Consider the following 26424-nt stretch of genomic DNA (forward strand, 5'->3'; position numbering starts at 1 on the left):
TGTGGTGCTCCTCTGTGGAGCACCTTTTCTCGTGGTATCCGAGCAAAAAGAACATGGTAGGCCAAATAGTCTGCCGACAAACAATAAGCTCGGTTTGTGAAGGACGAAAGTCATGAAGAATGTATTTAAAGTAGCGCTTTTGATGCTACTTTCTGTGAATGTTAGTTGGGCGGCAGTGACCGGAGAAGAGAGTTTTAGCGACGCTCTTATCGGCAAAAACAACAGTCAAAAATCCCAAGCTATTGAGTGGTTGGTGCAAGAGCAAGATGCACTAACCGCAAAGCAAGTTTTGAACGCTTGGCTCGATGGCAATCTGTATTATTTCAGCGACAAATCCAGCGCGAATCACCAAGCGCTGTATGTGATCGATAACCTTAAATCCGCACAACAGGCCCAGTCTGCTTGGGGACGTGATCCACTGATGATTGAAAACAGTCGTCAGTTTAAGAAAGTTCGCGTGAACAACCGTTTACGCCGAGAAATTCGTTCTGAGCTAGCTTCGCTGGGGATTAATAGCCCGGAAGCGAGTGTACGCTACGATGCGGTGATGACCTTACTTGGTACTAACGATGATGAGTTGCTAAAGGCACTAGCAACGCGTTTATCCGTAGAGCAGGACAACAAAGTCACTGAGCTGATTGAACTCGCTTTGGCGATTGATATTGCCCAAGATACAAGCTCTAGCAATTCAGATCGTATTGCTGCAATTGAAACGGTGGGGGGGTATAAGTTTCCGATTGTTGCTCAAACCGTCAATCGAGTTCTTGCCAGCGAACCACCGGCTGATATAGAGAGCGCCGCTAATCTTGCCCAGACACGTTATCAACAATCTCAATCTCTTTATGCCGGGGCCGAAACGGTATTTTTTGGACTCAGTCTCGGCTCGGTACTGGTACTGGCAGGGATTGGACTTGCAATTACCTTTGGTGTGATGGGCGTGATAAACATGGCGCATGGTGAGCTAATCATGATCGGAGCCTACACCACGTATGTTATGCAGCAATTGATGCCCAATCATATCGGCTATGCATTGATTCTATCGATACCGATGGCGTTTATTGTTTCTGGTTTAGTAGGTATTGCCATTGAACGCAGCGTGATCCGTCACTTGTATGGTCGCCCATTAGAAACCCTGCTGGCCACCTTTGGTATCAGCTTGATCTTACAGCAAGCGGTACGCTCTATTTTCTCTCCTTTAAACCGCTCAGTCAGTACACCCGATTGGATGTCGGGTGCGTTAGAAATTAACCCGATGCTGTCCCTGACATACAACCGTTTATACATCATCTTGTTCTGTGGCTTGGTGTTCTGGGGGCTATTGATGGTACTCAAGAAAACACCACTTGGTTTGCAGGTGCGTGCGGTATCCCAAAACCGAGGTATGGCACGTGCAATGGGAATTCGCTCAGAGCGTGTTGATGCCATGACGTTTGGTCTGGGTTCAGGTGTTGCGGGTATCGCCGGTGTAGCACTGTCTCAGTTAACTAACGTAGGGCCAAATATGGGCCAAGCCTACATCATTGATTCATTCATGGTGGTGGTCTTTGGTGGCGTAGGCAACCTATGGGGCACTCTCGTTGCTGGCTTGAGTCTTGGCTTGTTCAATAAGGTGCTTGAGCCTTGGGCTGGTGCGGTACTGGCGAAGATTCTTGTGCTGGTGTTCATCATTCTATTTATTCAAAAACGTCCACGAGGTCTTTTCCCTCAACGTGGTCGTGCGGCTGAAAGTTAAGGAGAACAGTATGCAGTCGAAATCTTTTGTTCTTTCAGCAATTCAAGGCGACCGAGGTGGGCAATTAACCCTATTGGCTATCCTTGCTGCTGTTATCTTTGTTCCGTTGGCGAACACCTTGCTCCCTGCTGGGCACCCGTTGCATGTTGAGACGTTTACAGTCTCGTTGATGGGGAAATATTTAAGCTATGCCATGTTAGCGTTGGCGCTGGACTTAGTGTGGGGCTATCTCGGCATTCTGAGTTTAGGGCATGGCGCTTTCTTTGCCATCGGTGGTTACGCCATGGGGATGTACCTGATGCGTCAAATCGGTGATCGCGGCGTGTATGGTGACCCGATTCTGCCCGATTTTATGGTGTTCCTAAACTGGCAAGAGCTGCCTTGGTTCTGGCAAGGCTTTGATCAATTTTGGTTGGCTTGTGCGATGGTGGTTTTAGTTCCCGGCGCGCTGGCGTATGTCTTTGGCTATCTCGCTTTCCGCTCACGTGTGTCAGGGGTTTACCTCTCGATCATGACACAAGCACTAACCTACGCCTTGATGCTTGCCTTCTTCCGTAATGAGATGGGCTTTGGTGGTAACAACGGCTTGACCGATTTTAAAGATATCCTCGGCTTTAGCTTACAAAGCGACAGCACTAAGTTGGCCTTGTTTGTTATTACAGGTATCGCTTTGATGATCAGTTATATCGTGTGTCGAATGGTGGTGACAAGCCGTCTAGGTCGAGTGGCGTTGGCGATTCGCGATACTGAGTCACGCACGCGTTTCATGGGTTATGACGTGGATGGCATCAAGCTATGGGTGTTCGTTTTATCTGCGGTTATTGCGGGTATTGCTGGCGCACTTTATGTGCCTCAAGTGGGCATTATCAACCCGGGAGAGTTTGCTCCACTCAACTCAATTGAAGTGGTGGTCTGGGTTGCTCTTGGTGGTCGCGCGACCTTGTTTGGCGCGATTGTCGGTGCTCTTATCATCAACTATGCCAAAAGTTGGTTCACGGTAGAATTTCCAGAAGTGTGGCTGTTTGCGCTTGGTGGTCTTTTCGTTCTGTCGACGATGTATTTCCCGAAAGGGGTGATTGGTTTTGTTAGTGACCGTGCAGAGGCTATTCGCACGCGGGTTAGCCATAGGCCAAATACTCAAAAAGACAGTGACGCTAAGGAGGCAACCGTATGAGCGCATTACAATCAGTCCAGCACATTAAAGACAATTATCAGACCTTCACACGCCGTGATGAAGTGTTCACTTTTCTCAAGCCAGATGTCCATCCTGCGATCGATACTCGTCACAACGTGCTGCTATACGTCGAGGGTGTGAACAAGAGCTTTGATGGTTTTCAGGCGATTAATGATCTCAATCTCTATATTCGAGAGGGGGAATTACGCTGCATTATCGGTCCGAATGGGGCGGGTAAGACAACCATGATGGATATCATTACTGGCAAGACCAAACCAGATACCGGTGAGGTTTGGTTAGGCTCTAACATAAACCTTCTCAAGATGAACGAAGCGGAAATTGCCAATGCGGGTATCGGACGCAAATTTCAGAAACCAACAGTGATTGAGTGTTTGAGTGTATGGCAAAACCTTGAGCTATCGATGTCGGGCGTTCGCTCTGTATGGGGCACATTTACGGCGCAAATGAGCGGTGAGCAGAAAGACAAGTTGGAATCCGTTTTAGAGCTTATTCACCTTAAAGACGAAGCGACAAATAGCGCCGGAAATCTCTCTCATGGTCAAAAGCAGTGGCTCGAAATCGGCATGCTCTTGATGCAAAACCCTAAGCTTTTGCTGGTGGATGAGCCGGTTGCAGGTATGACACATCAGGAGATGGATCGTACCTCTGAACTGCTCAATTCACTAGCAGGTAAGCACTCGGTGGTTGTGGTTGAGCATGATATGGACTTTGTTCGCTCGATAGCAAGTCACGTCACGGTGTTACACCAAGGGCACGTTTTAGCGGAAGGCACGATGGACCAAGTGCAGTCTCACCCAGAAGTTAAACAAGTTTATCTCGGAGAATAGGATGTTAGAGATTCAATCGGTGAACCAATTTTATGGTGAGAGCCACACCTTGTGGGATTTAGATATGACCATACCCGAAGGTAAATGTACTGTTCTGATGGGGCGCAATGGTGTCGGTAAAACTACCTTATTACAGTGCATTATGGGCTTGGTAAAAGTGAAAAGTGGCGACATTAAAATGGGTGATCAATCTCTGCTTAAACTGGATGCAGAGGAGCGTCCAAGACACGGGATTGGCTATGTTCCGCAAGGTCGTCAAATCTTCCCGATGCTCACAGTGCAAGAGAACTTGGAAGTTGGGCTGCCAATTCGAGCTAAAGGGGATCGCAAAATCCCAGAATTTATTTTTGAACTCTTCCCTGTGCTGAAAGAGATGCTTCATCGCCGTGGTGGCGACCTTTCGGGAGGGCAACAGCAACAGCTTGCAATCGGTCGTGCCTTGGTAGTGAACCCTAAGTTGCTGATCCTCGACGAGCCGACCGAAGGCATTCAGCCCAATATCGTGCAAGAGATAGGTGACATTATTCGCATGCTCAACGAGAAGATGGGACTGACAGTGTTACTCGTGGAGCAAAAGCTACCCTTTGCCCGCAAAGTGGGAGACCGATTCTGTATTCTTGATCGCGGCCGTCAGGTAGCAGAAGGGGATATCGACCAACTCAACGAGCAGCTGATTAAGGAGTACCTCACGGTATGAGTTCTCTTTTAGCAGCACAAAGCGAAGAGCCTATAGTGGCTCATCCTGTTTCGGTTGCCCAAGCCATTGAACAAGATGTACGTGATGGTTGGAAAGCGGAACTGGGTTTAACCTTTACGCAGCGCGGGGACAAAACCGTCCTCAAGCACCGAACGCAAAAAGGCCCGCTTGCTATCCAACGCCCGCTATATCCAGATGGAACAACATGCCATACCTATCTGCTTCACCCGCCGGGTGGAGTAGTGGGTGGTGATACGCTCGATATTCAAGTCACCCTTGAACCTCAAGCGCAGGCTCTAGTGACGACACCAGGCGCGACCAAGTTCTATCGCTCCAACAGTAAATACGCTCGCCAAACCCAAACCTTGACGGTGAAATCGGGAGCTAGGCTAGAGTGGTTCCCTCAAGAAAATATCTTTTTCCCTCATGCACATACGCGGCTTGATACTCAAATTCATCTTGCGCCAGACGCACAGTTTTGGGGCTGGGAGATGCACTGTTTTGGCCGACCTGCACTACAAGAGGGATTTTCCCATGGGCACCTGATTGGTAAGACCGAAATTTTTGTTGATGGTCAGCGAATATTAACCGAAGGTCTCAACTTTCGAGGTGGCAGCAACCTTATGATAAATAAGGGAATGTTGAGTTATCCATTAGCGGCCACCTTGTACATTAAAAGCGAAGATAATCAATTGCTTGAGTTGGTACAGAGCTTGCTCTGTTCTAGAACATCACAAGCCCAAAAGGTATCAGGTAACCCTAGGTATGTGCTCGGAGCTACTCAAATCGAGCAACTACTAGTGGTTCGTGCATTGGGGTATTGGAGTGAAGACCTTATTGATGTCATGAGTGAAGTGTGGCGCATGAGTCGTGAGCACTTAACCGATAGCACACCAGATAACCCAAGAATATGGGCAACATAATTTAAATTATACGCGAGCTGTAACATGGAATTATCACCAAGAGAAAAAGATAAGTTACTGATTTTTTGCGCAGGAATGTTGGCACAACAACGCAAAGAGAAAGGCTTAAAACTGAACTACCCAGAGTCTATTGCTTTTATCAGTAGCGCGATTTTGGAAGGTGCGCGCGAAGGTAAAACCGTTGCAGAGTTGATGGATTTTGGACGCACCTTATTGTCTGTTGATGATGTAATGGAAGGCGTACCTTCGATGATCCCAGACGTGCAAGTTGAAGCGACGTTTCCTGACGGCACCAAGCTGGTTACCGTTCACGAACCAATAGTGTAAGGAGCGCGATATGTCAGCGAGTCAAACCAACTACAGTGGTTTAGTGCCAGGCGTTGTTGAGACACCTAGTGGTGATATTACTCTCAACGAAGGCCGCGAAACTGTCACGGTTCAAGTGCAAAACCTTGGCGATCGTCCCGTTCAAATTGGTTCTCATTACCACTTTTATGAGGCCAATAACGCTCTAGATTTTGAGCGCGAAAAGACCAAAGGTTTTCGCCTCAATATACCCGCAGGCACGGCGACACGCTTTGAGCCAGGGCAGTCTAGAACGGTTGAGCTGGTGCGTTACGCCGGCAAGCTCGAAGTGTACGGCTTTCAAGGCAAAGTGATGGGTAAAGTGTAACCCGCTCCCTCTTTTCGCGTTCAGGTCGGTATTACAAGTAAACCGACCTGCACGCAGCAAAAATAGCAAAGGATTGAAAATGGCGACAATATCCAGACAGGCTTATGCCGAGATGTTTGGTCCAACAGTCGGGGACCGCGTACGTCTGGCCGATACTGAACTGTGGCTAGAAGTAGAAAAAGACTTCACGATTTATGGCGATGAGGTCAAATTTGGTGGTGGTAAGGTGATTCGTGACGGGATGGGGCAGAGCCAGCGTCCAAGCGCGGAAACACCTGACCTTGTGATCACAAACGCTGTGGTACTCGACTATTGGGGTATCGTAAAAGCGGATGTCGCAATCAAAAATGGCCGCATTCAAGCCTTAGGTAAAGCAGGTAACCCTGATGTTCAACCTGGTGTCGATATTGTCATTGGCCCTGGCACTGAAGTGCTTGCTGGAGAAGGCAATATCCTTACAGCGGGTGGTATTGATTCCCATATCCACTTTATCTGTCCTCAGCAAATAGAAGAGGCTTTGGCGTCAGGGGTAACGACGATGATCGGCGGTGGCACTGGGCCGAATACCGGAACCAATGCCACCACATGCACACCGGGCCCTTGGAATATGCACCGCATGCTTGAGTCGTTGGATCAATTTCCAATGAACTTTGGTCTGTTGGGTAAGGGGAACGCGAGCCAACCGGAAGCCTTACGTGAGCAAGTCGCAGCAGGGGCGGTTGGCCTTAAACTCCATGAAGACTGGGGGACAACACCAGCATCGATTGACACCTGCCTTAGCGTGGCGGATGAAATGGATGTGCAAGTGGCGATCCATACTGATACCTTGAATGAATCTGGTTTTGTTGAATCGACCCTCGGTGCGATAGGCGACCGAGTTATTCATACTTACCACACCGAAGGTGCGGGTGGCGGTCATGCCCCCGATATTATCAAAGCGGCAGGTGAGTCGAATGTTTTGCCATCATCGACCAACCCAACACGTCCATACACCATCAATACCGTTGATGAACATTTAGACATGCTAATGGTGTGTCACCACTTATCTCCCTCAATTGCTGAAGACGTCGCGTTTGCTGAATCACGTATTCGCCGTGAGACGATTGCCGCCGAAGACATCCTGCATGACCTTGGTGCATTTTCGATGATCGCCTCAGATTCACAAGCAATGGGGCGCGTTGGTGAAGTGATCACCAGAACATGGCAAACCGCCCATAAGATGAAAGTGCAGCGCGGCAGCTTGGCTGAAGATTCGAGCTATAGCGATAACTTTCGACTCAAACGTTATGTGGCGAAATACACAATTAACCCGGCAATTACTCACGGAATGGCGCATGAAATTGGCTCAATAGAGCAAGGAAAATTGGCCGATCTTGTGTTGTGGAAGCCAGCGTTCTTTGGTGTTAAGCCTAGCGTGATCCTAAAAGGAGGCATGATTGCGATGGCACCGATGGGCGATCCAAATGCGTCAATTCCAACTCCTCAGCCTGTGCACTACCGCTCTATGTTCGGCAGTTACGGCAAAGCCAGTCAAAACACCTCAATGTTGTTTGTCTCTCAACAAGCGAAGCAAGACGACATTGCTGGGCAGTTGGGTCTGCAGAGCTTGATTGGTAAGGTGAGTCATTGCCGTGACATCAGCAAAGCCGACATGAAGCTGAATGACTGGATGCCGAAGATTGAGGTCGACTCACAAACTTATCAAGTGCGGGCTGATGGCGAGCTATTAGTGTGTGAACCTGCAGAAGTGTTGCCGATGGCACAGCGCTATTTCTTATTTTAACAACGTGTCCTGATTCAGTGGTATAGGAGCAAAATTGATGATTGAACTGACAGAGATTGATTCTCATGGCGATAAGCAAGCCGATGGTTATTTGAGCTTGCCGATCGATAGTCGAATTAAAAGCCGTTTAAAAGTGACGCTAGATGATGGTCGTGATGCAGGTTTGTTCCTGCCGCGAGGTCATATTCTGCGTGGCGGCGAGCAGCTAACCAGTCAGTGCGGTTTGGTGGTGGAAGTGAAAGCAGCCCCCGAGCAAGTGTCTACTGTGTATTGCGAAGATGCGCATCTATTGACGCGAGTCGCTTATCACTTGGGTAACCGTCATGTGCCGCTGCAAGTTGAAGCGGGCTGGGTGCGTTATCAGCACGACCATGTACTTGATGAAATGGTAGAAGGGCTAGGCGCAACCGTTACATCAGAGCAACAGCCTTTTGAGCCAGAGGGTGGGGCATACGGTGGTCGCTCTGGTGGGCATCATCACCATCACTAAACTTCTTTGGCTAGCAATGGATAATAAATAATTAAGGAACGAGATATGAAAACCAAATTAACCACGTTGATCGCTTTACTGGCAACCCCTTCTCTAGCTTTGGCTCATCCAGGCCATGAGCACCACTCTTTTTCTTCTGGGTTAGTTCACCCTGTTACCGGTATTGATCATCTGATCATGCTGCTTGCTTTCGGATTACTGATTGGCTGTGTGGCTGCGGGTAATCGCCATAAAGCGCAACTTGTTGTGGCCGGCCTAGTATCGTTGATTGTAGGGCTTTTCGCAGGGCAACTCTTTGGCTTCTCTATGATTGTTGAGCCGGCAATCATTGCCTCTCTGTTCGTTGTGAGCCTTGGCTTATGGCATGCGTTTTCTCCTTCAACAACGCGTATCAACATGGCTCTCGCCGCGTCAATCAGCATGCTGTTTTTCCACGGTTACGCACATGGAGTGGAAGCAACAGGCAGCATCTCGGTGTTTGCTATTGGCATGCTAATCAGTGCAACTGCCTTAATGGTTGTTGGCAGTGTCGCGGGTAAATTATTACGTTCAAAATGGATTTCAGTGGGTGTCGCTTCAGCGAGTATTTTGCTGGTCTTGGCGTCTTAATTGACTAGATTAACTGACCAGAGTAATACGATATGGAACAGAACCAATCAAACAGCGAGCTGGCTTGTTATCGACTGTTCCAGCTGATCAGTCCGGCGTTGCCGATTGGTGGTTTTACCTATTCTCAAGGCCTTGAATATGCTGTCGAAGCTCAGTGGGTGAAGGACAGAAGTAGCCTCGAGGATTGGTTGAAGCACATGGTGGAGTCAAGCGTAGCGACACTCGAGTTACCCATCATCGATAGATTTTATGCAGCGTTGGATAGCGGCGATATAGAAACCATCGAGCATTGGTGTGACGTGCTTTACACCAGCCGTGAAACCAGTGAGCTAAGAGCGGAAGAGCGACAAAGGGGGCTCGCGCTTTATACGTTGCTGCGTAAATTAGATATTGATATTCAAGTCGTTGATAGCCTCTCTAGCCATCCGAATCAACTGTTGGGGCTATGTATTGCGGCGCGCGCTTGGTCAATTGATCTTAACACCCTCAAGCAGGGTTATCTGTGGAGCTGGCTAGAGAACATCGTCACCGCAGGGGTTAAATTGATCCCTCTAGGTCAAACCGATGGTCAGTTAGCACTGATAAATATTACCGAGTGTTTTCCAAAGGTGATCACTCAAGCACTAGATATTGAAGAGTGGATGATAGGCAGTTTTACGCCATCAATCGCAATAGCAAGCTCACTGCATCAAACGCAGTACACGCGATTGTTCCGCTCTTAAAGCCTCATGGGCTGATGAACAAAGGAAGATTTCAATGGAAAGTTATAAGCAACCACTACGAATTGGTATCGGCGGCCCAGTAGGGTCAGGGAAAACAGCACTGCTTGAAGTGCTGTGTAAGGCAATTCGCGACAAGTTGAACATCGCAGTCGTTACCAACGATATCTATACCCAAGAAGATGCAAAAATCCTGACTCGCGCAGAGGCGTTAGACCCTGATCGTATCATTGGTGTAGAGACAGGTGGCTGTCCACATACTGCGATTCGTGAAGATGCATCAATGAACCTCGCGGCGGTTGAAGAGTTAGCAAAACTGCACAAAAATCTTGATGTCGTTTTTGTAGAAAGTGGCGGTGACAACCTAAGTGCGACCTTTAGCCCAGAGTTGGCCGATTTAACTATCTATGTGATAGACGTAGCAGAAGGGGAGAAGATCCCACGTAAAGGTGGCCCGGGTATTACTCGTTCTGATCTGTTGGTTATCAACAAAATTGACCTTGCACCATATGTTGGTGCATCGTTAGAGGTGATGGAGCAAGATACTCAGCGTATGCGACCAACAAAACCGTTTGTGTTCACCAACTTAAAAGAGAGTAAAGGGCTAGATACGATTATCGACTTTATTGTCACAGAAGGGATGCTGACGCTGAAAGAGCCAGTGGCTTGATGGGGTAGTGGGTTACGTCGTCATACTGGACTTGATTCAGTATCTAATTGAAGCGGAGGAAAGCCTCTTTGTTCCGTACAATTTATTACCCTACAGCTAAAAAAATAGCTCCGCATTTGCGGAGCTATTTTACTTCAAGCATCTTAAATTCAGAGCTTACATTTTCTGCTCTTCAAGCTGTGTTGCTTGCGTTTGTTGCTGAACTGATTTACAAACGGCAGCGGTAAATACCACGTCTGTTGAGCTATTTAGTGCTGTTTCTGCTGAATCCTGGATCACGCCGATGATAAAGCCTACAGCTACAACCTGCATTGCCACGTCATTTGAAATACCAAATAGGCCACACGCAAGTGGAATAAGAAGTAGTGAGCCACCTGCCACACCAGATGCGCCACAAGCTGATACTGCAGCAACAATACTCAGTAGCAGTGCCGTGAAGATATCAACTTGAATACCCATCGTATGCACTGCGGCTAAAGTTAGTGTGGTGATGGTGATTGCAGCACCAGCCATGTTAATTGTCGCACCCAGTGGAATAGAAACGGAGTAGGTGTCTTCGTCAAGCTCTAGCTTTTCACACAACGCCATGTTCACTGGGATGTTAGCGGCACTTGAACGAGTAAAGAAGGCCGTAACACCGCTTTCGCGCAGACATTGGAAAATCAGCGGGTAAGGGTTTTGCTTGGTTTTAAAGAAGACAATCGCAGGGTTTACAACCAGTGCGATGATCACCATTGCACCAAGCAGAACTGCCAGCAGGTGAGCATAGCCTGCAAGGGCCTCAAAACCAGTCGTCGCGAAGGTTGTTGAAACCAAGCCGAAGATACCAAAAGGCGCTAGACGGATAATGAAACGCACGATATGTGACACACTGTGGCTCAGATCTTCAAAAACGGCTTTTGTTGTATCTGAAGCATGGTGCAGAGCTAAACCTAGGCCGACACCCCAAGCAAGAATACCGATGTAGTTCGCTTCAACCAGTGCATTTACTGGGTTATCCACCAACTTGAACAGTAGAGTTTGTAGTACTTCGGCAATACCCTGTGGTGGTGTTGCACCTTCTGCTCCCGTCACGAGTGTCAAAGTCGTAGGAAATAGAAAGCTCAATACCACTGCAGTCAATGCAGCGAAGAGTGTACCAATTAGGTAAAGCACAACGATTGGGCGCATGTGGGTGTGTTGGTTTTTCTTCTGATTAGCGATCGAAGCAGCCACCAAAATGAAGACCAAAATGGGTGCTATGGCTTTTAACGCGCCAACAAAAAGACTACCTAACATGCCTGCGCTTACTGCGTGATCCGGCGCAACGGTTGCGAGAATCACACCAAGTACGATACCGGCGAGAATTTGCAGCACAAGATTACCTTGGCTGAAACGGGCGATTATGTTGTTTTGCATACATCTATCCTGAAGTATTGTTTGACACTGCCCTTGGCCTCTATACGGCTTGAATTATGGCTTCAATTTGCTCGGGCTAAGGTGCAGCATTCCATTAATTGACCAGCACTATTAATGCTGGCTAAACAATATACGCCTTTTTATTAAAAAATGTGACCCTGCGTGGCGGAAAATACCACTTATGTAGTGATTTTGTGGTGAAATATGTTGCACGTTGTTGGTGTTAAAGAATAAAAAAGGAGACCGAAGTCTCCTAAAATTGGTGAGTTATCGAGAAAAACTAAAATTTGCCTTTTCGATTACGTGCCTCACCTTGAATGCTGCGATACATCTTACCAAGCTGTTTATCGTGTGCGCGTTGCTCAGCCAGTGTCGCACCATTGTGGCGCTGCTCGCGAAGCAGCTTCTGATAGTTATTGAGACGGCGAAGCTCAAGTTCACCAGAGGCTAGCGCTGCTTGTATTGCACACCCTGGCTCACTGTCGTGACTGCAATCAGAAAAGCGGCATTGACTGGCGAGTGATTCGACATCAGCAAAAGTTTCACTCACGCCTTGCTCACAGTCAGCCAGTTGCAACTCACGCATTCCAGGGGTGTCAATCAACACACCACCGGCAGGTAAAATATGAATTGAACGTGACGTTGTGGTGTGACGTCCCTTGCTATCATCTTCACGAATACCACCCGTTTCTTGCGTCTCTTGACCAAGCAAGGTGTTGACCAGTGTTGATTTGCCTACCCCTGACGAGCCCATAAAGGCGACAGTTTGACCAACGTTACACCAAGCACTTAGGCATTGAATGCTATCTGCATCAAGACTGTTAACACTCTCGACCATCAAGAGTGGGTTCAGCTTCATAACTTGCTGTTTCAACTCTTGCGTTTGTGGGCATAAGTCAGCTTTGGTGAGCACGATAACAGGCTCAACTTCCGTTTCATGAGCAAGCGCCAAATAACGCTCAATACGGCTTAAGTTAAAATCATCGTTCAGCGAAACCACGATAAATAGAGTGTCGATGTTGGCTGCGATAAACTGCTCTGCCACCTTGCTACCTGCTGCTTTACGACTAAAAAGACTACGACGATCCAAAAGCCTAATGAACTCGTTATGGTCGCTTAAGATCACCCAGTCGCCAACGGTCATAGGAGGCAGGCTATGATGGATATCGAGGTGCTTCTCGCCTTGCTCAGTCCATACGATATAGCCGCTTCGATGGTGTGCGATAACGCGACCAAAACAGGTGTTTTCATAGTCGTCGAGCGTTAATTGCTGCTGAAAAAAGCCTTTCCAACCAAGTTGGTTTAATGTCAGTGATGTTAGATTAATTTGTTGTTTCATTGTCGAATTTCCCAGACGCCGCTGAATTTAAGATAGAGCAAGGCGCCTAAAAGTAATAACACTATTAGGGTCTAATTCGAGTAGATTTTGACCCCGGATAAGTCCGGGCTATGAAGAGGGTGTAAGAAGTGAAGGCGTAATTAATTGAAAGCCTGATTTTGCTAAATCAGTTTAGTTAATTCGGTTCAGTTACTTCTGCATAGCCCAGTGGTTAAAAGTCATTACAATCATTCGTATCCTCCAAGTATTTAGTCAATATATTCGTTTAATGAGTGGCGATTATAGTCGCTCTATTGCCACTATGTCTCTAGTTTTCTGCTCTTGCCGTTAAGCGATAGAGGCGATAACCGATCGCTAATAGTGCACAAATGGCTGCTGGTGCAATTAGGGCTTGAAATGCAAATTGACCAAACAGATAGGCCCCTAGCGTGCCGCCAGAGATAAAACCCAACGCGATGAGGCTAAAAAGTACCGCTCGGCGCTTATGGAAAGACTCTCCGCGCAGCATTGAACCAAACATAATGCCAAGGTCGGTAATGATACCCGTGAGGTGAGTCGTACGCACAATCGCACCACTGTAGGTTGTCACCATCGCATTTTGCAGGCCACACGCCATTGAGGCCGCATAATGCCCGTAATGAGAGTTATCTTTGAGTAAGGTCATCGCCGTGAGCAGCAAAACCGCCTCGATAGCCAATGCGGTATCGTAGTGACGGCCCAACTTTAACGCGGTGCTGTGGAGCAATAACCCGGACAGTGCAGCTCCTGCAAAAAAGGCACCGATAACACCTGCCAGGTGCAGTGTTAAAGAGTAAGAGTCTTTTAATAGGCTAGTGCCGAGTAAGGTTGCTGTGCCTGATAGATGCGAGATAGATTGATGTTCTACCCCCAGTAAACCGATTGCGTTAATGCATCCTGCGATGAAAGCCAGCAGAAAAGCACCGTATTCGATCCATTTTGGGAGTTGGGTAATCAAGTCACACCTTCTTTTGTTTGAGCGCTCAAGCAATGAGCGAAGGCGGCGCATTATACACCCAAAAAGATAATAGGCGAGAGCTTTGTCAGATAATGCTCTCGCCGAATTTATCTCTTACTTTTTCGGGGCCAACTTATACATTTTCAGCGAGGGTCAGTTTGTGTAGTCGGTTGGACATCGAAGCCAACCCAAACCCACACAAAAAGATGCCGCCTCCAATCGCGACGAAGATACTCGCATCGCTAAGGGTGTCGGTAGAAAGCGCAAACAGAGCAACGATGATGCCAAGTGCAGTCATCGCCTTACCCATAAAGATGCCGTTTGAGTGATCAATCGGTGTCTGTTCTTCAAGGCTCATTGGTGTGCTAATTCTTTCGCCTACCTCACTGTTCACCTTAGTGGTTTTGTTGAACCAACCTGTAGCCATAAAGAACCCACCCGTAATAAAGAGATGAGCAAGCAAGGTCGCGACAATAATAAGGTCAATTCTCTCACGATCATTGAGCACACCCGTTAGCGGCTCTAGCCATTGAACATCAAATATGAAGTGCATAAAGGCTGAGACAACCAGACCGACACATACGGTAGCCCAGCCTGACCACGCTGGAGTGCGCAGGTTAATCAAGGCAAGGAATGAAGGAATCGACAACGGCATTTGCAGCAAAGCAGTGAATATCATCATGATATCAAACAGGCTATAGCCCTCGATGCGCGCAAATATAAGCGCCACACTGCCAGCAAGAATCCCTGTGGCTAATGTCGAGACTTTTCCCCACCACATTTGCTGTTGATCATTGGCCGTTGGATTAATCAGAGACAGGTAGATATTGTTAACTACAATGCCTGCATTTCGATTCAGTGCAGTGGTCATCGGTGAGACCGTTGCAGCAAGCATGGCGACCATGACTAAACCAAGTAGGCCGTGTGGCATGTAGTGTTCGATGTAGTAGAGGTAAGCGCCGTTGTTAGCACCTGCCCCTAAGTCGGGATAGGCTTGAGATAGGTCGATTCCAGCCGAGGCCACAAACCACGGTGGAGAGAACCAGAGTATTGGTGCGATGAGGAACAGTACCCCGGCAAGTAAGGCGGAGCGTGTGGCTTCTTTTTCATTACTGGTGATTAAAAAGCGGTAACTGCTCAACGCATTGTTGGTGTTTAAGGTTTGCTTGAACATCATCACCCCGACCCACAACACGAAAATTTGCCACACGGAAATATCGTCACCCATGATCATTTCAGGCACAGAGCCTACTGGCTGACTGAGCACCTCTTTGGCAGCAATGGCACCGACAACCATAGTAATAGTGACAAGGAGAACCAATTGGATCACGTTGGTCGCTGAGACCGTCCACACCCCCCCTGTTAGGGCGATAAATGTCACTAGCACGGTAATGCCAATGATGGTGATATCGATGCTGATACCGAAGGTCGCTGAGAGGAATGCACCTAAGCCATTGAGCCATATTGCTGCACCCACCAAGGTGATCGGAAAGCTCGACCAAGTAAACACTTGCTCTGACATTTTATCAAAACGTAGTTTGATAACGTCCATGGCGGTAGCTACACGCAAGCGTCGGTAACGCTTGGCAAAATAAGCTGCCGAGAGAAAGAAGCCAAGGGCATTACCCCAAAAAACGAACATAATGCTGAGGCCGTCCTCAAACGCTTTAGCCGCAGCTCCGGTGAATGTCCAAGCAGAAAATTGAGTCATAAAAGCGGTCGCGCCTGCCATCCACCATGTCATCGCGCCATTTCCCTTGATAAACCCATCAGCGCTGGTGGCGTGACGTTTAAAGGCGACGGTCACGATAAGTAAGAACACGAAATAGAGTGCGAGTACTGACCAATCAAGATTTGTCACAGTAAGAACCTACTATGTTTTTAAAAGTAATAAGTTTGCAAGAACACCATGCTGTATAAGAACAGTGGTGTTAATATTTAGAAACGTCGTTTCATTTAATATTGTACGACAATTGCGCAGTGTATATGTGAGAGCTAGATCAAATTGTAGAGGTTAACCAACCCGAAACTGAGTTTCACATTAGTCATGTTGGGAGCTTAGCGTTTTTCGAGGCGGTGCGGTCAGCTGAACCTGACCTTGTTTTGTTCTCAATACACTTAATAGATTCAATTCAAACCAAGCGTTGATGGGCTCAACGTCATTAAGATTTACGGTGATTTGACTACCAAGGGTTAACCGCTCCAAATCAGGCGCAAAATCCCCAAAGTTGAGGACAAACGGGATCACTTCAAAGCTGTTTTTGTATTTTTCCAATCTAGCCTGAGTGTCGAGAATAAAGTCGGTGCCGACACGGTCGGTCACGATGATCATCCATGGGCGTTTGGCTTTTATGCCATCATGTTTAAACTCTTCTATACGAGTGAGTAGCATCGACAGGGCGCTATCAATACTTTGAGCCAGCGTGACTTTATTGCCTTTTGCCGCTAACAGTGGGATAGCACTGAGGTTCTCGAGTGGTGTGAGTGGTTGGTGTACCGTGGTGTAGTCATGCGCCGCTAAGACGGCGAGCTCTAATCCCTGCACTAAGTCATGCTGCTGTTGCAGTTGGCAAATGAGCTTTTCTAGCCAGGTATTGATTTGTAATACTGGCTGACCTTGGTGGTGTTGATTGCACGCAATGACGATAGCCATCGGCAGCACACCCGTAATCCGACTGGCTGATGGTTGTGTCGCAGCATTTTTGTTTTGTACCGCTTGCAGCGCTTCTTCCAGCTGAGTATACATCGGCGTTCTCCCTACACTTCACCAAACCTTTCTGAATCTTAGCGACTTTTGTGTAAATTCAACACAAGTAACCTTGTAAAATGTGAGTGTTATTGTGTGCTTTCAACGATATGCAAGCGTTTCAACAAAGAATGGATTTAAGTGAGTTAACCCGCATTCACATCCGCAATCTAATCTGGTTCTGAACTAAATATAAGGTAGGATAAGCCCATCAGGATTCAATGTGAGACACCTAATATGCAGCGCCCAACCCCGATAGAGGTTTTAAAATCCGTTTTTGGCTATGACAACTTTCGACATCAACAGCAATCTATCATAGATACGCTGGTTGATGGGCAAGATGTTTTAACCTTGATGCCAACGGGTGGGGGGAAATCGCTGTGCTATCAAATTCCTGCCATTGTACGCCCAGGAGTCGGTGTGGTGGTTTCTCCGTTGATTGCGCTGATGAAAGATCAAGTGGATGCGCTTCAACAGGTCGGTGTTTCTGCCGCTTACCTCAACTCAACACTGAGCAGTTATGAGCAACGTGAAGTCGAAGATTTGATCCGCAGAGAAGAGATTCAACTGCTGTACATCGCGCCAGAACGTTTGATGATGGAGCAGACGCTCAATCTGTTATCTGAGTGTCGTATCTCACTGTTTGCGATTGATGAAGCGCACTGTGTGAGCCAATGGGGACACGATTTCAGGCCAGAGTATCAACAGCTTTCTGTATTACATCAACGCTTTCCTCAAGTGCCTCGCATCGCATTAACGGCGACCGCAGATCAGCGCACTAAGCAAGAGATAATCTCACAATTAGGTTTAGAGTCAGCGCAAGTTTTTGTGCATAGCTTTGATAGAGCCAACATTCGCTATCACGTTAGCGAACCAAACAATGCCAAAAATGACCTATGGTCTTTCATCTCAACAAGTCATCCTAATGATGCGGGCGTGGTGTACTGCTTATCGCGAAAGAAAGTGGAAGAGACCGCTGAGTGGCTCGCCAGCAAAGGCAGAGTTGCTTTGCCCTATCACGCAGGGTTGCCGGTTGAAAAACGTAACGAACACCAACAACGCTTTCTACGCGAAGAGGGAGTGATTATTGTCGCGACAATCGCCTTTGGTATGGGGATAGACAAACCGGATGTACGATTTGTCGCCCACCTAAGCCTACCCAAAAGCATGGAGTCCTATTATCAAGAGACAGGCCGTGCTGGTCGTGATGGTGAGCCGGCCAACGCATGGATGGCGTATGGCATGCAAGATATGGTGATGCAGCGCCAGATGGTGGATAACTCAGAAGGGAATGAGGCTTATAAGCAGGTGCAAATTCAAAAGCTGAATGCACTGCTTGGCTATTGCGAACTGGTGACTTGTCGTCGTCAAACCATTCTTGCCTATTTTGATGAGCAGCTTCCTGAGCCGTGCGGAAACTGTGACAACTGCTTAAACCCACCTACGACTTGGGATGGCACGCAGGCAGCACAAAAGGCGCTGTCTACAGTCTACCGCTGTGACCAACGTTTTGGCGTAACCTATCTCATCAATGTGCTACTAGGAAAAAGTGACGAGCGTATTCGTCGATTCGGTCATGATAGTGTCTCTACCTTCGGGATTGGCATTGAATTAAACGCGAATGAGTGGAAAGGGGTGTTTCGCCAACTGATTGCCATGAACTATTTGCGTGTGGAGGGGGAATACAACAGCCTTAAACTGACGCCACAATGCCGCCCAATTTTAAAAGGCGAGCAGCAAGTACAATTGCGTGAGCTGCGCAAAACTAAGCCGAAGAAATCGTCTGCCTCTAGTGAGTCTATCGATCTTTCTCCGTCGGATTTAATTCAGTTTGAAGCCCTCAAGCAGGTACGAGCGAGCTTAGCGAAGGAGCAAAATGTCCCTGCTTATGTGATTTGTCATGATGCGAGCTTAAAGGCAATCGCACTAGCGCGGCCTCAAACGCGAGAGCAACTAAGCAATATATCCGGATTTGGTGACAAAAAGGTCAGCCAACATGGGGAGCCACTATTAGCGGTGGTTGAGCCGAAACCAATCGAACTGCGCAACCTGTCTGAGACCGAACGAAAGTCGGTTGAGTTATTTCAATCACTCGGCTCGGTTGAGAACGTCGCGCAACAGAGACAGCTTGCCGAAACCACGATATTCGCGCATTTGAGTGCTGGAATTGAAACAGGAGCTTGTCAGCTAGGTGATCTTGTCCAGCTTGAGGAATCACAAATCGCTGAAATTTCACAAGTGGCAACGCAGCTTAACAGCATCAATGAGAACAAGCTCAAGCCCCTGTTTGAGGCGTTAAACGAGCAGTATGATTACGGCACCCTACGTTGTGTGCTCGGGCACTTGAAGTCTCTGCAGAGCCAGCATGCTTAACGCTGCAATGACAGTGGCTCGGTTTGGCGTTCAAGCGCGTAATGCTAGCATGACATCGCTTTAATCACAGGCCTTTACAGCTCCAAGCCTACTTGGAGCTGCGCTAAAGCGAATAAGACCAACTTCAGACTAAAAGGTTTGAGCACTTTGTTCAAACGACATGACCAAATATTGCTCATATCATGGACTCTTCGCTCTCAATGAATTTTTCTAACTCACTTAGCTTTTATCTAACTCTCTTAGGTGATCAAGTAAGTATTCAGTGTAGTAAAGTGGCATCACTATGTGCTCTTTCTCTGTTGCTGGAGAGCTTTGAGTACCTGTAAGTTTGATCGTCTTGTGGGGCTTGCACTTTTCGATGTAAGACTGCAATGATTTTGCACGGGTTCGCTTACCGCTCTTTACTTCTACAGGCACAATACGGCCTAGGTCGTCAGCGATGATGAGCTCTATCTCAGCCCTTGCGTCGCCCCAAGAGAAACTTGGTTCAATACCTAGTGCGGCGATTTCCTGTTGAACATAGTTTTCTGCGACATACCCCTTGTATTCATAGCCTTGTTGTTTGATTTCACGGTAACCCGTGCCGAGCATATGGTTCAACAGGCCTACATCAAAGAGAAATAATTTAACCGCATTTTCCTTCTGATAAGCAGCTAAAGGAGCACGAGGTTGTCCTTCAATAGGGTGATTCTTTAATGCAAGTCGACATTTGTGAAGCCATGTGATCGCACTTTCATATTCAGCATAACGAGATTTGCGTTCGTGAACGCCCTTGAATTTGAACCGTTTAACGGAGTCATCGAATACCGAAGATAACTGGGCTGGGATGCTTCTAAATACAGACTCGATGAGTTGTGCATCTACTTTTCCAGAGTATTTTCCGAAATCACGCATGTAGCCCTCAATTAAGTTTCGATGGACTTCAGAGACGGCTTCAATTCGGTCAATGATGCTGAGTTGAGAGTTTTCGAACCATGAGTTTACAGCTTCAGGCATGCCGCCAACGAAGTAATAATCAGTTAGCAGTTCGATTAACTTGGAATGAGCCGCAGAAGAACTCAGCTTTTGGTCAAACGCTTTTTGAAGAGCTTTTTCTCCAGATGCCCACAAAAATTCCCTGAAAGTCAGTGGCCTTAAGTTGTGCTGTTCAACTTTTCCAACAGGAAAGGAGGTGAGCAATCCGATATTGGAACCACTTGCAGCAACATAAGCTTTGGGACCCTTTTCTGCAAAGTATTTAAGTGCGGTAACCGCTCTAGGGCATTCACCAATTTCATCTAAAATAAGTAGATCTGTAGATGGTTCGAAGGTTTGCCCTGTTAAGAGTTCAATATTGGTGATGATGTCATCAGGATTTAGAGAGCCAGAAAAAGCTTCCATTAACTCAGGACTTTCTAAGAAATCGATCCTTAGGACATTTTCGAATGTACTTCCTAACAGTTCCTGCAATAAGAATGTTTTGCCAGTTTGTCTAGCTCCATCAATCAGTAAAGGCTTCCTGGTTGGCTTGCCTTTCCAGGTTAGTAGGTTTTCAAGCAGTGTTCGTTTCATCTAGCCACCTTAGTGATAGCGATTTCATGTTCGATGTTTATTACATAAAAATGCGCGATAAAATGCAAGTTTAAACATTTTAATGCGCATAAAAATGTTTTTCTTTACATTTTAATGCGCGTAAAAGTGCGTTTTGGTGTACGCATGATTATGTGGGGGAGCGAGGCGCAGTAATGAGTATATGGTGAGTGCTTCATACTCAGTATAAGCAAATGTCAATCTGGACAAGCTAGTCTTTAGCAAAAGCAGGGCTGGCTCTACAAATATTGATACTTGCAGGTAATGCATTGGAATTGCTGTCTTCAGGAAGATAGGTACAGGCATGAAAGCACAGATGAACATCACAGGGGTGGGTGATTAAAGCTAGCAAAATTACTCAATATTAATTAATCTGATCTCAGAATTGTTAGATTTTGAGATGAAATTTATGTCAGGTAAGTATTTATCACCACCAGAGTGTCCGTTTAATACAATTGGTGACGTTTTGTTTGAGATTGGTAATCAAGGGCTTGATCCTAACGACTATACAGATTTCATCAATCCGCTATCTGATGATTACCATTCATTTAATGAGTTTAGGCGTAGGGTAAAGTCTGGCTTAGAAGTCAAATATTGTTGGTGGCTAACTCGTTTGTCTCGAGATAGTACCTTGATAGAGCTAACGCCATTAGAAGATAAACCATTGCCTCCAGGCTTACCTGAGCAAGTGATTCAAGCACTATTAAACTCTCCTGACTATATACAGCATTGCAGATTCAATAACTTGCACGAGTTTGGTCGCGTGTTATCACAGATTGATCGACATACCACGCATAGCGCAATGCTGGGCATCCTAGAGCAAATTGGTGAGCGGGCGCATTTTGAGCATTTAGCGAATAACCTAGTGGATGATGAGGCGATATCGAGTAGTCAATTAGAGGGCGCTGCTACGACGACAATCCTTGCGAAAGAAATGATTAGAAAAAAAAGGAAGCCTCGTACTGACGATGAACGAATGATTTTTGGAAATTTTGACTTAATGCAAATAGCTTGGGAGCTTAGGGATGAGTCGTTTAGCATTGAGTTAATCAGAAATTTACACAAGGCAGGAACGAAAACGCTAGAGCAAGAAAAATATACCTCAGGATTATTTAGAACGACGGATGATGTTGCAGTTGTTGATGCTGAAGGGGAGGTTGTTCATCAACCGCCTAAACATGATGATATTGAAAGATTACTCACTCGGGTCGTGAATTGGCTAAATGTTAATGGCAACGGTGTTCATCCTGTTATTCAAGCCATTACTCTTCATTTTGTTATCGGTTACATTCACCCGTTTCGAGATGGTAACGGGAGAGTCGCTAGGGCTTTGTTTTACTGGTATATGTTTAAATCTGGTTATACAGGCTTCCGTTATATTGCAATATCAGCATTACTTAAAAAAGCCCCAATTCAATATGGTGTGAGTTATCTAGACACGGAGCACGATACCTTAGACCTCACGTACTTCATTAAATATCAGCTAAAAGTTATCAGCCGTGCTATTGATGAGTTTATTTCCGTTTATGAACGAGCGGCACATCGAATGCAGGGGTTGGAAGAGCGATATTCTGGCTTAGAAGATATTGAGAGAAAGATTATAGGGTTTGTTTCTGGTGAGCCTCGCTATCGTAAAAAGCCAACAGTAACAGCGAGAGAAGTCGAGAATTTGCTAGGTATTAGCTACAACAGTGCGAAGCAAAAACTTGACGATATGGCTACAGCAGGAATACTAAAAGCTGAGAAAATTGGTAAATCCACAGAATATTCCTTAGCGTGAAAATTGAAATTAGATTAGGGCATCGTGTTCGTTAGCTGTAAGGAGCTAGCTAATGAGATTGAAAAGATAGCAGCGAAAATGTCCTTTCGAGTTCTGGGCTTGAGAATCAAAAACTAAGAATAGTATTTGTCTGTGTTCATTTTTTCGGTTTGTTCAGATCTGTCCAGTCTGGCTGGAGCAGATCACCCTGATAAACGGAGCAATAATCAATCCGTGATTAAGCATGGCGTAGGGTGTCCGTAGTTGATGCGACAAAGTTTGGGAGATAAAGATGCGAGGTGTTAGTTGATGAAAGAGCGACTAGTTGAAAGGTATTTGGATGAGAATCCAATAGTGGCAGAGTTGTACGGTGATAAGCGGGGAGACATGAAAGTGTTTCCCCGTTCTCTTTATGAGCCTAGTGATACTTGCGGGTTATGTGGCAGGAAGTTGTCAGGTAGGACACATACAGACCATGACCATGCTACGGGGTTAATTAGGGGGGAGTTACATGGGACTTGTAATGTTCACTTGGGGCATTGGGATAAGTCTGGGCGTTGGATGTTCAACAAGCGGTCAGGCATAACCCTAAATAAGGTTATGGGGTATTTGATGCGAGAGGAGCTAAAAGAGGTGCGTTACATGTACGAATCAAAGGGGGCAATAGCAAAGCGTTGCTGGAAAGTGGTTGCTAGCTCAAGCTCGAAGAGTGAAGCCAAGAGCAGAGCAATTAGAAAGGGTTTGCCTTGGCTATGGGTATGGACGTTGATTTGTCAAAACGGAGTGAAGTGGGATGACGATAGATGAGACAGCCGAGAAAGTTGTTCAAGGGATTAGCCGTGCCTTGCTGGATAAGTACACGGTAGATAAATCAGTGATTGCAGGAAGGCACATAAGTAGGCAAAAGCGCAGGTATAACCCAAGAGCCTACAGCACGAGGGTGAAGGGGAAGCGGATGAGTTCTGAGGAATAAATTTTGTGCGGGGTTATTCTCGACATCGAATAAAGCCGCAGTCCCCCGTAGGGTTGGCTAGCATGGTCATTTTCATGCTGGCTAACCTGTGTGTCTCTAAAGTATACCTTTTGAGGCTGCATCTAAAACTGTCTCAAAAGTATTGTTTTATGTTTTTGGTACATGTAATCCTGAAAGCACTAAGAGGTTTTGAGGCAGGTAGGAGAGCAGATGTACTTCAAAGCAAACGAGGTAGCAAAGAGTAAGAACAAGCTAGTTGAGTTAAGCAACGGCTCGGTGATTGAGTTATCTAGGTCTGAGGGTGGAGGTATCAAAGCAGAGAACCCTGTCACAGGTGATTCTTTCTGCTATGCGCAGGTGAGCTGCGTCAGGCGCCACTTGAGCCAATGGGAGGTAGAGGGGCGTAAAGCGCAACAGGATAAGCCTGAGGAAGCGATGCAGTACAAGGGGCAGCAGATAGGCTACATCCGTGTTAGTACAGCAGAGCAGTCCACCAGCAGACAGTTAGCTGATGTGCGTTTAGATAAGGTGTTCGAGGAAAAGGTATCGGCTAAGACGGTAGATAGACCACAGCTACAGGCGTGCTTGGAGTACGTTAGGGATGGAGATGTATTGCATGTTCATAGCCTAGACCGTATTTGTCGTAGCGGTGCGGGTGATGCTGTTGAGCTGGTGGAAAGAATGACGGCTAAAGGCGTATCAGTACAGTTCCACAAAGAAGGAATGAGATTCGATGGTGCCATGAGTGCAGCACAGAAAGGCGTGTTAGGGATACTGGCAGCAGTGGCACAGATGGAAAGGGAGTTAATCAAAGAACGTCAGGCTGAGGGCATAGCAGCAGCCAAGGCTGCGGGTAAACACATAGGTAGACCGAAAGCACAGGTTACTAGAGAGGATGTGCAGAAGCTATTGGATAGAGGTCTGCCAAAAGCTAAAGCAGCCAAGGAGTTAGGGATAGGTAGGGCTACACTGTATAGATTGATGAACAGTGAGTCATGACCGCTCGATACTGATTATGTTTATGCTCTTTTGGAATGTAAATGATACTATTGGTATTCAATTAGTTGAATGAGGTAAAGGGATGTTTGACTTTCTAGAGTACCCTAGTGAATCGGGTGAGTACCAAATCAAGACAATGATTAAAGATGATGAAGTGCTGTTTTTGCTGACGGATGTCGTGAGGGTTATTTCGCAAGAGACACAGACTTTGAATGGTCAGAAAACGTCAAATCAAGCAGGCTTGCTCAAAGAATCAGTCGTAGCACTAGATGATGATGAACGCCACAGTGAAGTCTTTGTTGAAAATGGCAAGGAAGTGCAAGAGCACTTTGTAACTGAGACTGGTGTCTATCGGGTTGTAATGCGAGCAAATAGCTCGGGTGCAAAGAAGTTTCAGAAGTGGGTGCTCAAAGAGGTCATGCCTTCAATCAGAAGATACGGAGTTTACCCGCCACCCGAACAGGAAGCACTTCCGAGTACGGATGATGAAGTATTGCTTCAATTGTTGGACGGACAAACAAAACTAGCAGAACGCCAAGCTAAAACGTCAATGATTGTTAGTCAATTCATACGAAATACTAGAGCACGGCTTGACCTTATTGATGAGCAGTTCGGCAAGCACTCCCGTAACTTCCGCGCACAAGGTCGCAAGTTACAATCTCTTAATGACCGCATAGTTGAGCTAGAAGGTGTTGAGGATAAGGGAAACAAGTACTTTGATGTTAGTGAGGTCTTGGATAGTAGAGGGGTTGACAGTAGAGAGCTGGAGTATGTTATTGCATTGTGTGAAAAAGTTGCTTCGGAAGGGAAGTTCGAGTTCTTACCGTCAGTTAACGGTGACAGGTTTGAGCAGAAATTCCCAATGAATGTAATAGAAGTAGCAATGGGTTATGCGAACCTAACTACGAGTGCCGACTAAGCATAGATACACAAACCATGGTGCCGCAACTGTGGCACTTTAGTGTGGCACCCATACAAAAACAGCGCTATCCCAAAAGGCGCTAACCTATTGAAATAACGCTGTTTCCAAACGTTTGGTGGAGCTGGCGGGAGTTGAACCCGCGTCCAAAAACCATTCATCATTGGTACTACATGCTTAGTCGATCTTTAATTTCACCACCGACCTGCGAACCGACACGCTAGTTGATGGCTATCCTGAATTAAATTTCGCCGTTCATCTCTCAGGCGGGAGAATCCGGGCTAGCTCTTTTGGGTTTGATCTCTTGTTGGTCCCCGTCTTAAAAGCGGAAGCTAGGGCAAGAGAGCTCTCAGCAGGTTATTAAGCTGCTAGTGCGTAGTTTTCGTCGTTTGCGACTATTTTTTTGCGGCTTTTTACGTGGCCAACCGCCCCACGGCATGCACCTCAGACTTCAAAATTCCTGTCGAATCCTAAATCAGCCCCGAAGTGTTCCTCGCATACTACCAGAAAAGTATAACCTGTCTAGCGTTGTGCGTTTAACTGCTCAATATTAGCGCAGCGAGCTCTTCATTACGCGCGCTTTCTCACGTGCCCAATCTTTTTCTTTTAGATCAGTACGCTTATCGTGCAGTTTTTTACCCTTAGCAACACCGATCTTCATCTTCACCCATGAACGAGACCAGTAAAGAGACAGTGCAGCTAGAGTCATACCCTCGCGATTGATACGACCTAAAAGGTTGTCTAGCTCACGACGGCTTAAAAGAAGTTTACGGACGCGTGTTGGGTTTGCGACCACGTGTGTTGATGCTTGATTAAGAGGAGTAATCGTCATACCGCTGACAAACGCTTCTCCGTCACGCATGAAGACGTAACTTTCTGCGATGTTAGCTTTGCCCTGACGAAGTGATTTTACTTCCCAGCCCTGTAGCTCCAAGCCGGCTTCAATTTCATCATCGATGAAGTATTCGTGGCGAGCTTTCTTATTGAGAGCGATGGTATTGCTACCCGCTTTTTGTTTTGATTTTTTCTTTGCCATAATCCCTGCATTATACGGT

The 26424-nt window shown here is 46.7% G+C and carries 24 protein-coding genes and 1 other RNA gene; 17 read left to right on the top strand and 8 right to left on the bottom strand.

Going from position 1 to position 26424, the window contains the following annotated elements:
- The first annotated feature begins 112 nt into the window (after positions 1 to 112).
- The 12 genes from urtB (at position 113) to ureG (ending at position 10318) form a co-directional block, all read left to right on the top strand.
- The gene (gene urtB / locus QWZ05_RS16210; protein ID WP_264878063.1) at positions 113 to 1732 is read left to right on the top strand and encodes an urea ABC transporter permease subunit UrtB; all 1620 of its coding nucleotides are present in this window, start codon (positions 113 to 115) and stop codon (positions 1730 to 1732) included.
- 10 nt (positions 1733 to 1742) lie between these two features.
- Positions 1743 to 2906: an urea ABC transporter permease subunit UrtC gene (gene urtC / locus QWZ05_RS16215; protein WP_290299443.1), complete on the top strand. Its 1164-nt coding sequence runs from the start codon at positions 1743 to 1745 to the stop codon at positions 2904 to 2906.
- Positions 2903 to 3754 carry an urea ABC transporter ATP-binding protein UrtD gene (gene urtD, locus QWZ05_RS16220; protein ID WP_264878065.1) on the top strand — a complete coding sequence of 284 codons (852 nt, stop codon included), beginning with the start codon at positions 2903 to 2905 and terminating at the stop codon, positions 3752 to 3754. The genes urtC and urtD overlap by 4 nt, the downstream gene beginning before the upstream one ends.
- Before the next feature lies 1 nt (position 3755).
- Positions 3756 to 4451: an urea ABC transporter ATP-binding subunit UrtE gene (urtE, locus tag QWZ05_RS16225; RefSeq protein WP_290299446.1), complete on the top strand. Its 696-nt coding sequence runs from the start codon at positions 3756 to 3758 to the stop codon at positions 4449 to 4451.
- Positions 4448 to 5374 (top strand): urease accessory protein UreD, encoded by a 927-nt coding sequence (locus QWZ05_RS16230; protein ID WP_290299448.1) that lies wholly within the window; start codon positions 4448 to 4450, stop codon positions 5372 to 5374. Before urtE ends, QWZ05_RS16230 begins: the two co-directional genes overlap by 4 nt.
- 24 nt (positions 5375 to 5398) lie before the next feature.
- A complete protein-coding gene (gene ureA / locus QWZ05_RS16235; RefSeq protein WP_264878068.1) occupies positions 5399 to 5701 on the top strand; it encodes an urease subunit gamma in 303 nt (100 codons plus the stop codon).
- 10 nt (positions 5702 to 5711) lie between these two features.
- Positions 5712 to 6047, top strand: a complete 336-nt coding sequence (locus QWZ05_RS16240; RefSeq protein ID WP_264878069.1) for an urease subunit beta — start codon at positions 5712 to 5714, stop codon at positions 6045 to 6047.
- 79 nt (positions 6048 to 6126) lie between these two features.
- Positions 6127 to 7830, top strand: a complete 1704-nt coding sequence (gene ureC / locus QWZ05_RS16245) for an urease subunit alpha (protein ID WP_290299450.1) — start codon at positions 6127 to 6129, stop codon at positions 7828 to 7830.
- A 37-nt stretch (positions 7831 to 7867) separates the two neighbouring features.
- Positions 7868 to 8320, top strand: coding sequence for an urease accessory protein UreE (gene ureE, locus QWZ05_RS16250; protein ID WP_264878071.1), 453 nt, complete (start codon positions 7868 to 7870; stop codon positions 8318 to 8320).
- Positions 8321 to 8365: 45 nt separating this feature from the next.
- A complete protein-coding gene (locus QWZ05_RS16255) occupies positions 8366 to 8929 on the top strand; it encodes a HupE/UreJ family protein (protein ID WP_264878072.1) in 564 nt (187 codons plus the stop codon).
- Between the two features lie 32 nt (positions 8930 to 8961).
- Positions 8962 to 9651, top strand: a complete 690-nt coding sequence (locus QWZ05_RS16260) for an urease accessory protein UreF (RefSeq protein WP_264878073.1) — start codon at positions 8962 to 8964, stop codon at positions 9649 to 9651.
- Positions 9652 to 9685: 34 nt separating this feature from the next.
- A complete protein-coding gene (gene ureG / locus QWZ05_RS16265; RefSeq protein WP_264878074.1) occupies positions 9686 to 10318 on the top strand; it encodes an urease accessory protein UreG in 633 nt (210 codons plus the stop codon).
- 156 nt (positions 10319 to 10474) lie between these two features.
- On the opposite strand, the gene sstT is transcribed toward ureG, so the two are convergent.
- From sstT to QWZ05_RS16290, 5 genes are all read right to left on the bottom strand, one after another.
- Positions 10475 to 11716, bottom strand: coding sequence for a serine/threonine transporter SstT (sstT, locus tag QWZ05_RS16270; protein ID WP_290299455.1), 1242 nt, complete (start codon positions 11714 to 11716; stop codon positions 10475 to 10477).
- A gap of 280 nt (positions 11717 to 11996) precedes the next feature.
- Entirely contained in the window at positions 11997 to 13055 is a 1059-nt protein-coding gene (gene rsgA, locus QWZ05_RS16275; RefSeq protein WP_290299457.1) for a ribosome small subunit-dependent GTPase A, read from the bottom strand.
- Between the two features lie 307 nt (positions 13056 to 13362).
- Positions 13363 to 14031: a YoaK family protein gene (locus tag QWZ05_RS16280; protein ID WP_264878077.1), complete on the bottom strand. Its 669-nt coding sequence runs from the start codon at positions 14029 to 14031 to the stop codon at positions 13363 to 13365.
- Between the two features lie 133 nt (positions 14032 to 14164).
- Positions 14165 to 15892, bottom strand: a complete 1728-nt coding sequence (locus tag QWZ05_RS16285; protein WP_290299460.1) for a sodium:solute symporter family transporter — start codon at positions 15890 to 15892, stop codon at positions 14165 to 14167.
- 180 nt (positions 15893 to 16072) lie between these two features.
- Positions 16073 to 16777, bottom strand: a complete 705-nt coding sequence (locus tag QWZ05_RS16290) for a vWA domain-containing protein (protein ID WP_290299462.1) — start codon at positions 16775 to 16777, stop codon at positions 16073 to 16075.
- Between the two features lie 237 nt (positions 16778 to 17014).
- Here QWZ05_RS16290 and recQ point away from each other — a divergent pair, with 237 nt between their 5' ends.
- On the top strand, positions 17015 to 19150 hold the full coding sequence (gene recQ, locus QWZ05_RS16295; protein ID WP_290299465.1) for a DNA helicase RecQ: 2136 nt from the start codon (positions 17015 to 17017) through the stop codon (positions 19148 to 19150).
- Positions 19151 to 19369: 219 nt separating this feature from the next.
- Here recQ and QWZ05_RS16300 read toward each other — a convergent pair whose 3' ends face one another.
- The gene (locus tag QWZ05_RS16300; protein WP_264878081.1) at positions 19370 to 20701 is read right to left on the bottom strand and encodes an ATP-binding protein; all 1332 of its coding nucleotides are present in this window, start codon (positions 20699 to 20701) and stop codon (positions 19370 to 19372) included.
- 427 nt (positions 20702 to 21128) lie between these two features.
- On the opposite strand from QWZ05_RS16300, the gene QWZ05_RS16305 reads away from it, so the two are divergent.
- The 4 genes from QWZ05_RS16305 (at position 21129) to QWZ05_RS16315 (ending at position 25369) form a co-directional block, all read left to right on the top strand.
- On the top strand, positions 21129 to 22499 hold the full coding sequence (locus QWZ05_RS16305) for a Fic family protein (RefSeq protein ID WP_415852266.1): 1371 nt from the start codon (positions 21129 to 21131) through the stop codon (positions 22497 to 22499).
- Between the two features lie 366 nt (positions 22500 to 22865).
- Positions 22866 to 23285, top strand: a complete 420-nt coding sequence (locus QWZ05_RS22315; protein ID WP_353958918.1) for an endonuclease domain-containing protein — start codon at positions 22866 to 22868, stop codon at positions 23283 to 23285.
- Positions 23286 to 23661: 376 nt separating this feature from the next.
- Entirely contained in the window at positions 23662 to 24450 is a 789-nt protein-coding gene (locus tag QWZ05_RS16310; protein ID WP_290299472.1) for a recombinase family protein, read from the top strand.
- 82 nt (positions 24451 to 24532) lie between these two features.
- Positions 24533 to 25369, top strand: a complete 837-nt coding sequence (locus QWZ05_RS16315) for a BRO-N domain-containing protein (protein ID WP_290299475.1) — start codon at positions 24533 to 24535, stop codon at positions 25367 to 25369.
- 116 nt (positions 25370 to 25485) lie between these two features.
- On the opposite strand, the gene ssrA is transcribed toward QWZ05_RS16315, so the two are convergent.
- Positions 25486 to 25852, bottom strand: a transfer-messenger RNA (tmRNA) gene (gene ssrA, locus QWZ05_RS16320).
- 67 nt (positions 25853 to 25919) lie between these two features.
- Entirely contained in the window at positions 25920 to 26405 is a 486-nt protein-coding gene (gene smpB, locus QWZ05_RS16325) for an SsrA-binding protein SmpB (RefSeq protein ID WP_164648927.1), read from the bottom strand.
- Between the last annotated feature and the right edge of the window lie 19 nt (positions 26406 to 26424).

The organism is Vibrio agarivorans (assembly GCF_030409635.1).
Taxonomy (GTDB): domain Bacteria; phylum Pseudomonadota; class Gammaproteobacteria; order Enterobacterales; family Vibrionaceae; genus Vibrio; species Vibrio agarivorans.

What these genes read in the sequence shown, in the direction of transcription:
- QWZ05_RS16255 (WP_264878072.1), top strand. Translation starts at nt 8,366, where the DNA reads ATGAAAACCAAATTAACCACGTTGATCGCTTTACTGGCAACCCCTTCT.
- ureA (WP_264878068.1), top strand. Translation starts at nt 5,399, where the DNA reads ATGGAATTATCACCAAGAGAAAAAGATAAGTTACTGATTTTTTGCGCA.
- QWZ05_RS16230 (WP_290299448.1), top strand. Translation starts at nt 4,448, where the DNA reads ATGAGTTCTCTTTTAGCAGCACAAAGCGAAGAGCCTATAGTGGCTCAT.
- recQ (WP_290299465.1), top strand. Translation starts at nt 17,015, where the DNA reads ATGCAGCGCCCAACCCCGATAGAGGTTTTAAAATCCGTTTTTGGCTAT.
- QWZ05_RS16315 (WP_290299475.1), top strand. Translation starts at nt 24,533, where the DNA reads ATGTTTGACTTTCTAGAGTACCCTAGTGAATCGGGTGAGTACCAAATC.
- smpB (WP_164648927.1), bottom strand. Translation starts at nt 26,405, where the DNA reads ATGGCAAAGAAAAAATCAAAACAAAAAGCGGGTAGCAATACCATCGCT.
- urtE (WP_290299446.1), top strand. Translation starts at nt 3,756, where the DNA reads ATGTTAGAGATTCAATCGGTGAACCAATTTTATGGTGAGAGCCACACC.
- QWZ05_RS16300 (WP_264878081.1), bottom strand. Translation starts at nt 20,701, where the DNA reads ATGAAACGAACACTGCTTGAAAACCTACTAACCTGGAAAGGCAAGCCA.
- ureE (WP_264878071.1), top strand. Translation starts at nt 7,868, where the DNA reads ATGATTGAACTGACAGAGATTGATTCTCATGGCGATAAGCAAGCCGAT.
- rsgA (WP_290299457.1), bottom strand. Translation starts at nt 13,055, where the DNA reads ATGAAACAACAAATTAATCTAACATCACTGACATTAAACCAACTTGGT.
- QWZ05_RS16305 (WP_415852266.1), top strand. Translation starts at nt 21,129, where the DNA reads ATGTCAGGTAAGTATTTATCACCACCAGAGTGTCCGTTTAATACAATT.
- urtB (WP_264878063.1), top strand. Translation starts at nt 113, where the DNA reads ATGAAGAATGTATTTAAAGTAGCGCTTTTGATGCTACTTTCTGTGAAT.
- ureG (WP_264878074.1), top strand. Translation starts at nt 9,686, where the DNA reads ATGGAAAGTTATAAGCAACCACTACGAATTGGTATCGGCGGCCCAGTA.
- urtC (WP_290299443.1), top strand. Translation starts at nt 1,743, where the DNA reads ATGCAGTCGAAATCTTTTGTTCTTTCAGCAATTCAAGGCGACCGAGGT.
- sstT (WP_290299455.1), bottom strand. Translation starts at nt 11,716, where the DNA reads ATGCAAAACAACATAATCGCCCGTTTCAGCCAAGGTAATCTTGTGCTG.
- QWZ05_RS16310 (WP_290299472.1), top strand. Translation starts at nt 23,662, where the DNA reads ATGTACTTCAAAGCAAACGAGGTAGCAAAGAGTAAGAACAAGCTAGTT.
- QWZ05_RS16260 (WP_264878073.1), top strand. Translation starts at nt 8,962, where the DNA reads ATGGAACAGAACCAATCAAACAGCGAGCTGGCTTGTTATCGACTGTTC.
- urtD (WP_264878065.1), top strand. Translation starts at nt 2,903, where the DNA reads ATGAGCGCATTACAATCAGTCCAGCACATTAAAGACAATTATCAGACC.
- QWZ05_RS22315 (WP_353958918.1), top strand. Translation starts at nt 22,866, where the DNA reads ATGAAAGTGTTTCCCCGTTCTCTTTATGAGCCTAGTGATACTTGCGGG.
- QWZ05_RS16290 (WP_290299462.1), bottom strand. Translation starts at nt 16,777, where the DNA reads ATGTATACTCAGCTGGAAGAAGCGCTGCAAGCGGTACAAAACAAAAAT.
- ureC (WP_290299450.1), top strand. Translation starts at nt 6,127, where the DNA reads ATGGCGACAATATCCAGACAGGCTTATGCCGAGATGTTTGGTCCAACA.
- QWZ05_RS16240 (WP_264878069.1), top strand. Translation starts at nt 5,712, where the DNA reads ATGTCAGCGAGTCAAACCAACTACAGTGGTTTAGTGCCAGGCGTTGTT.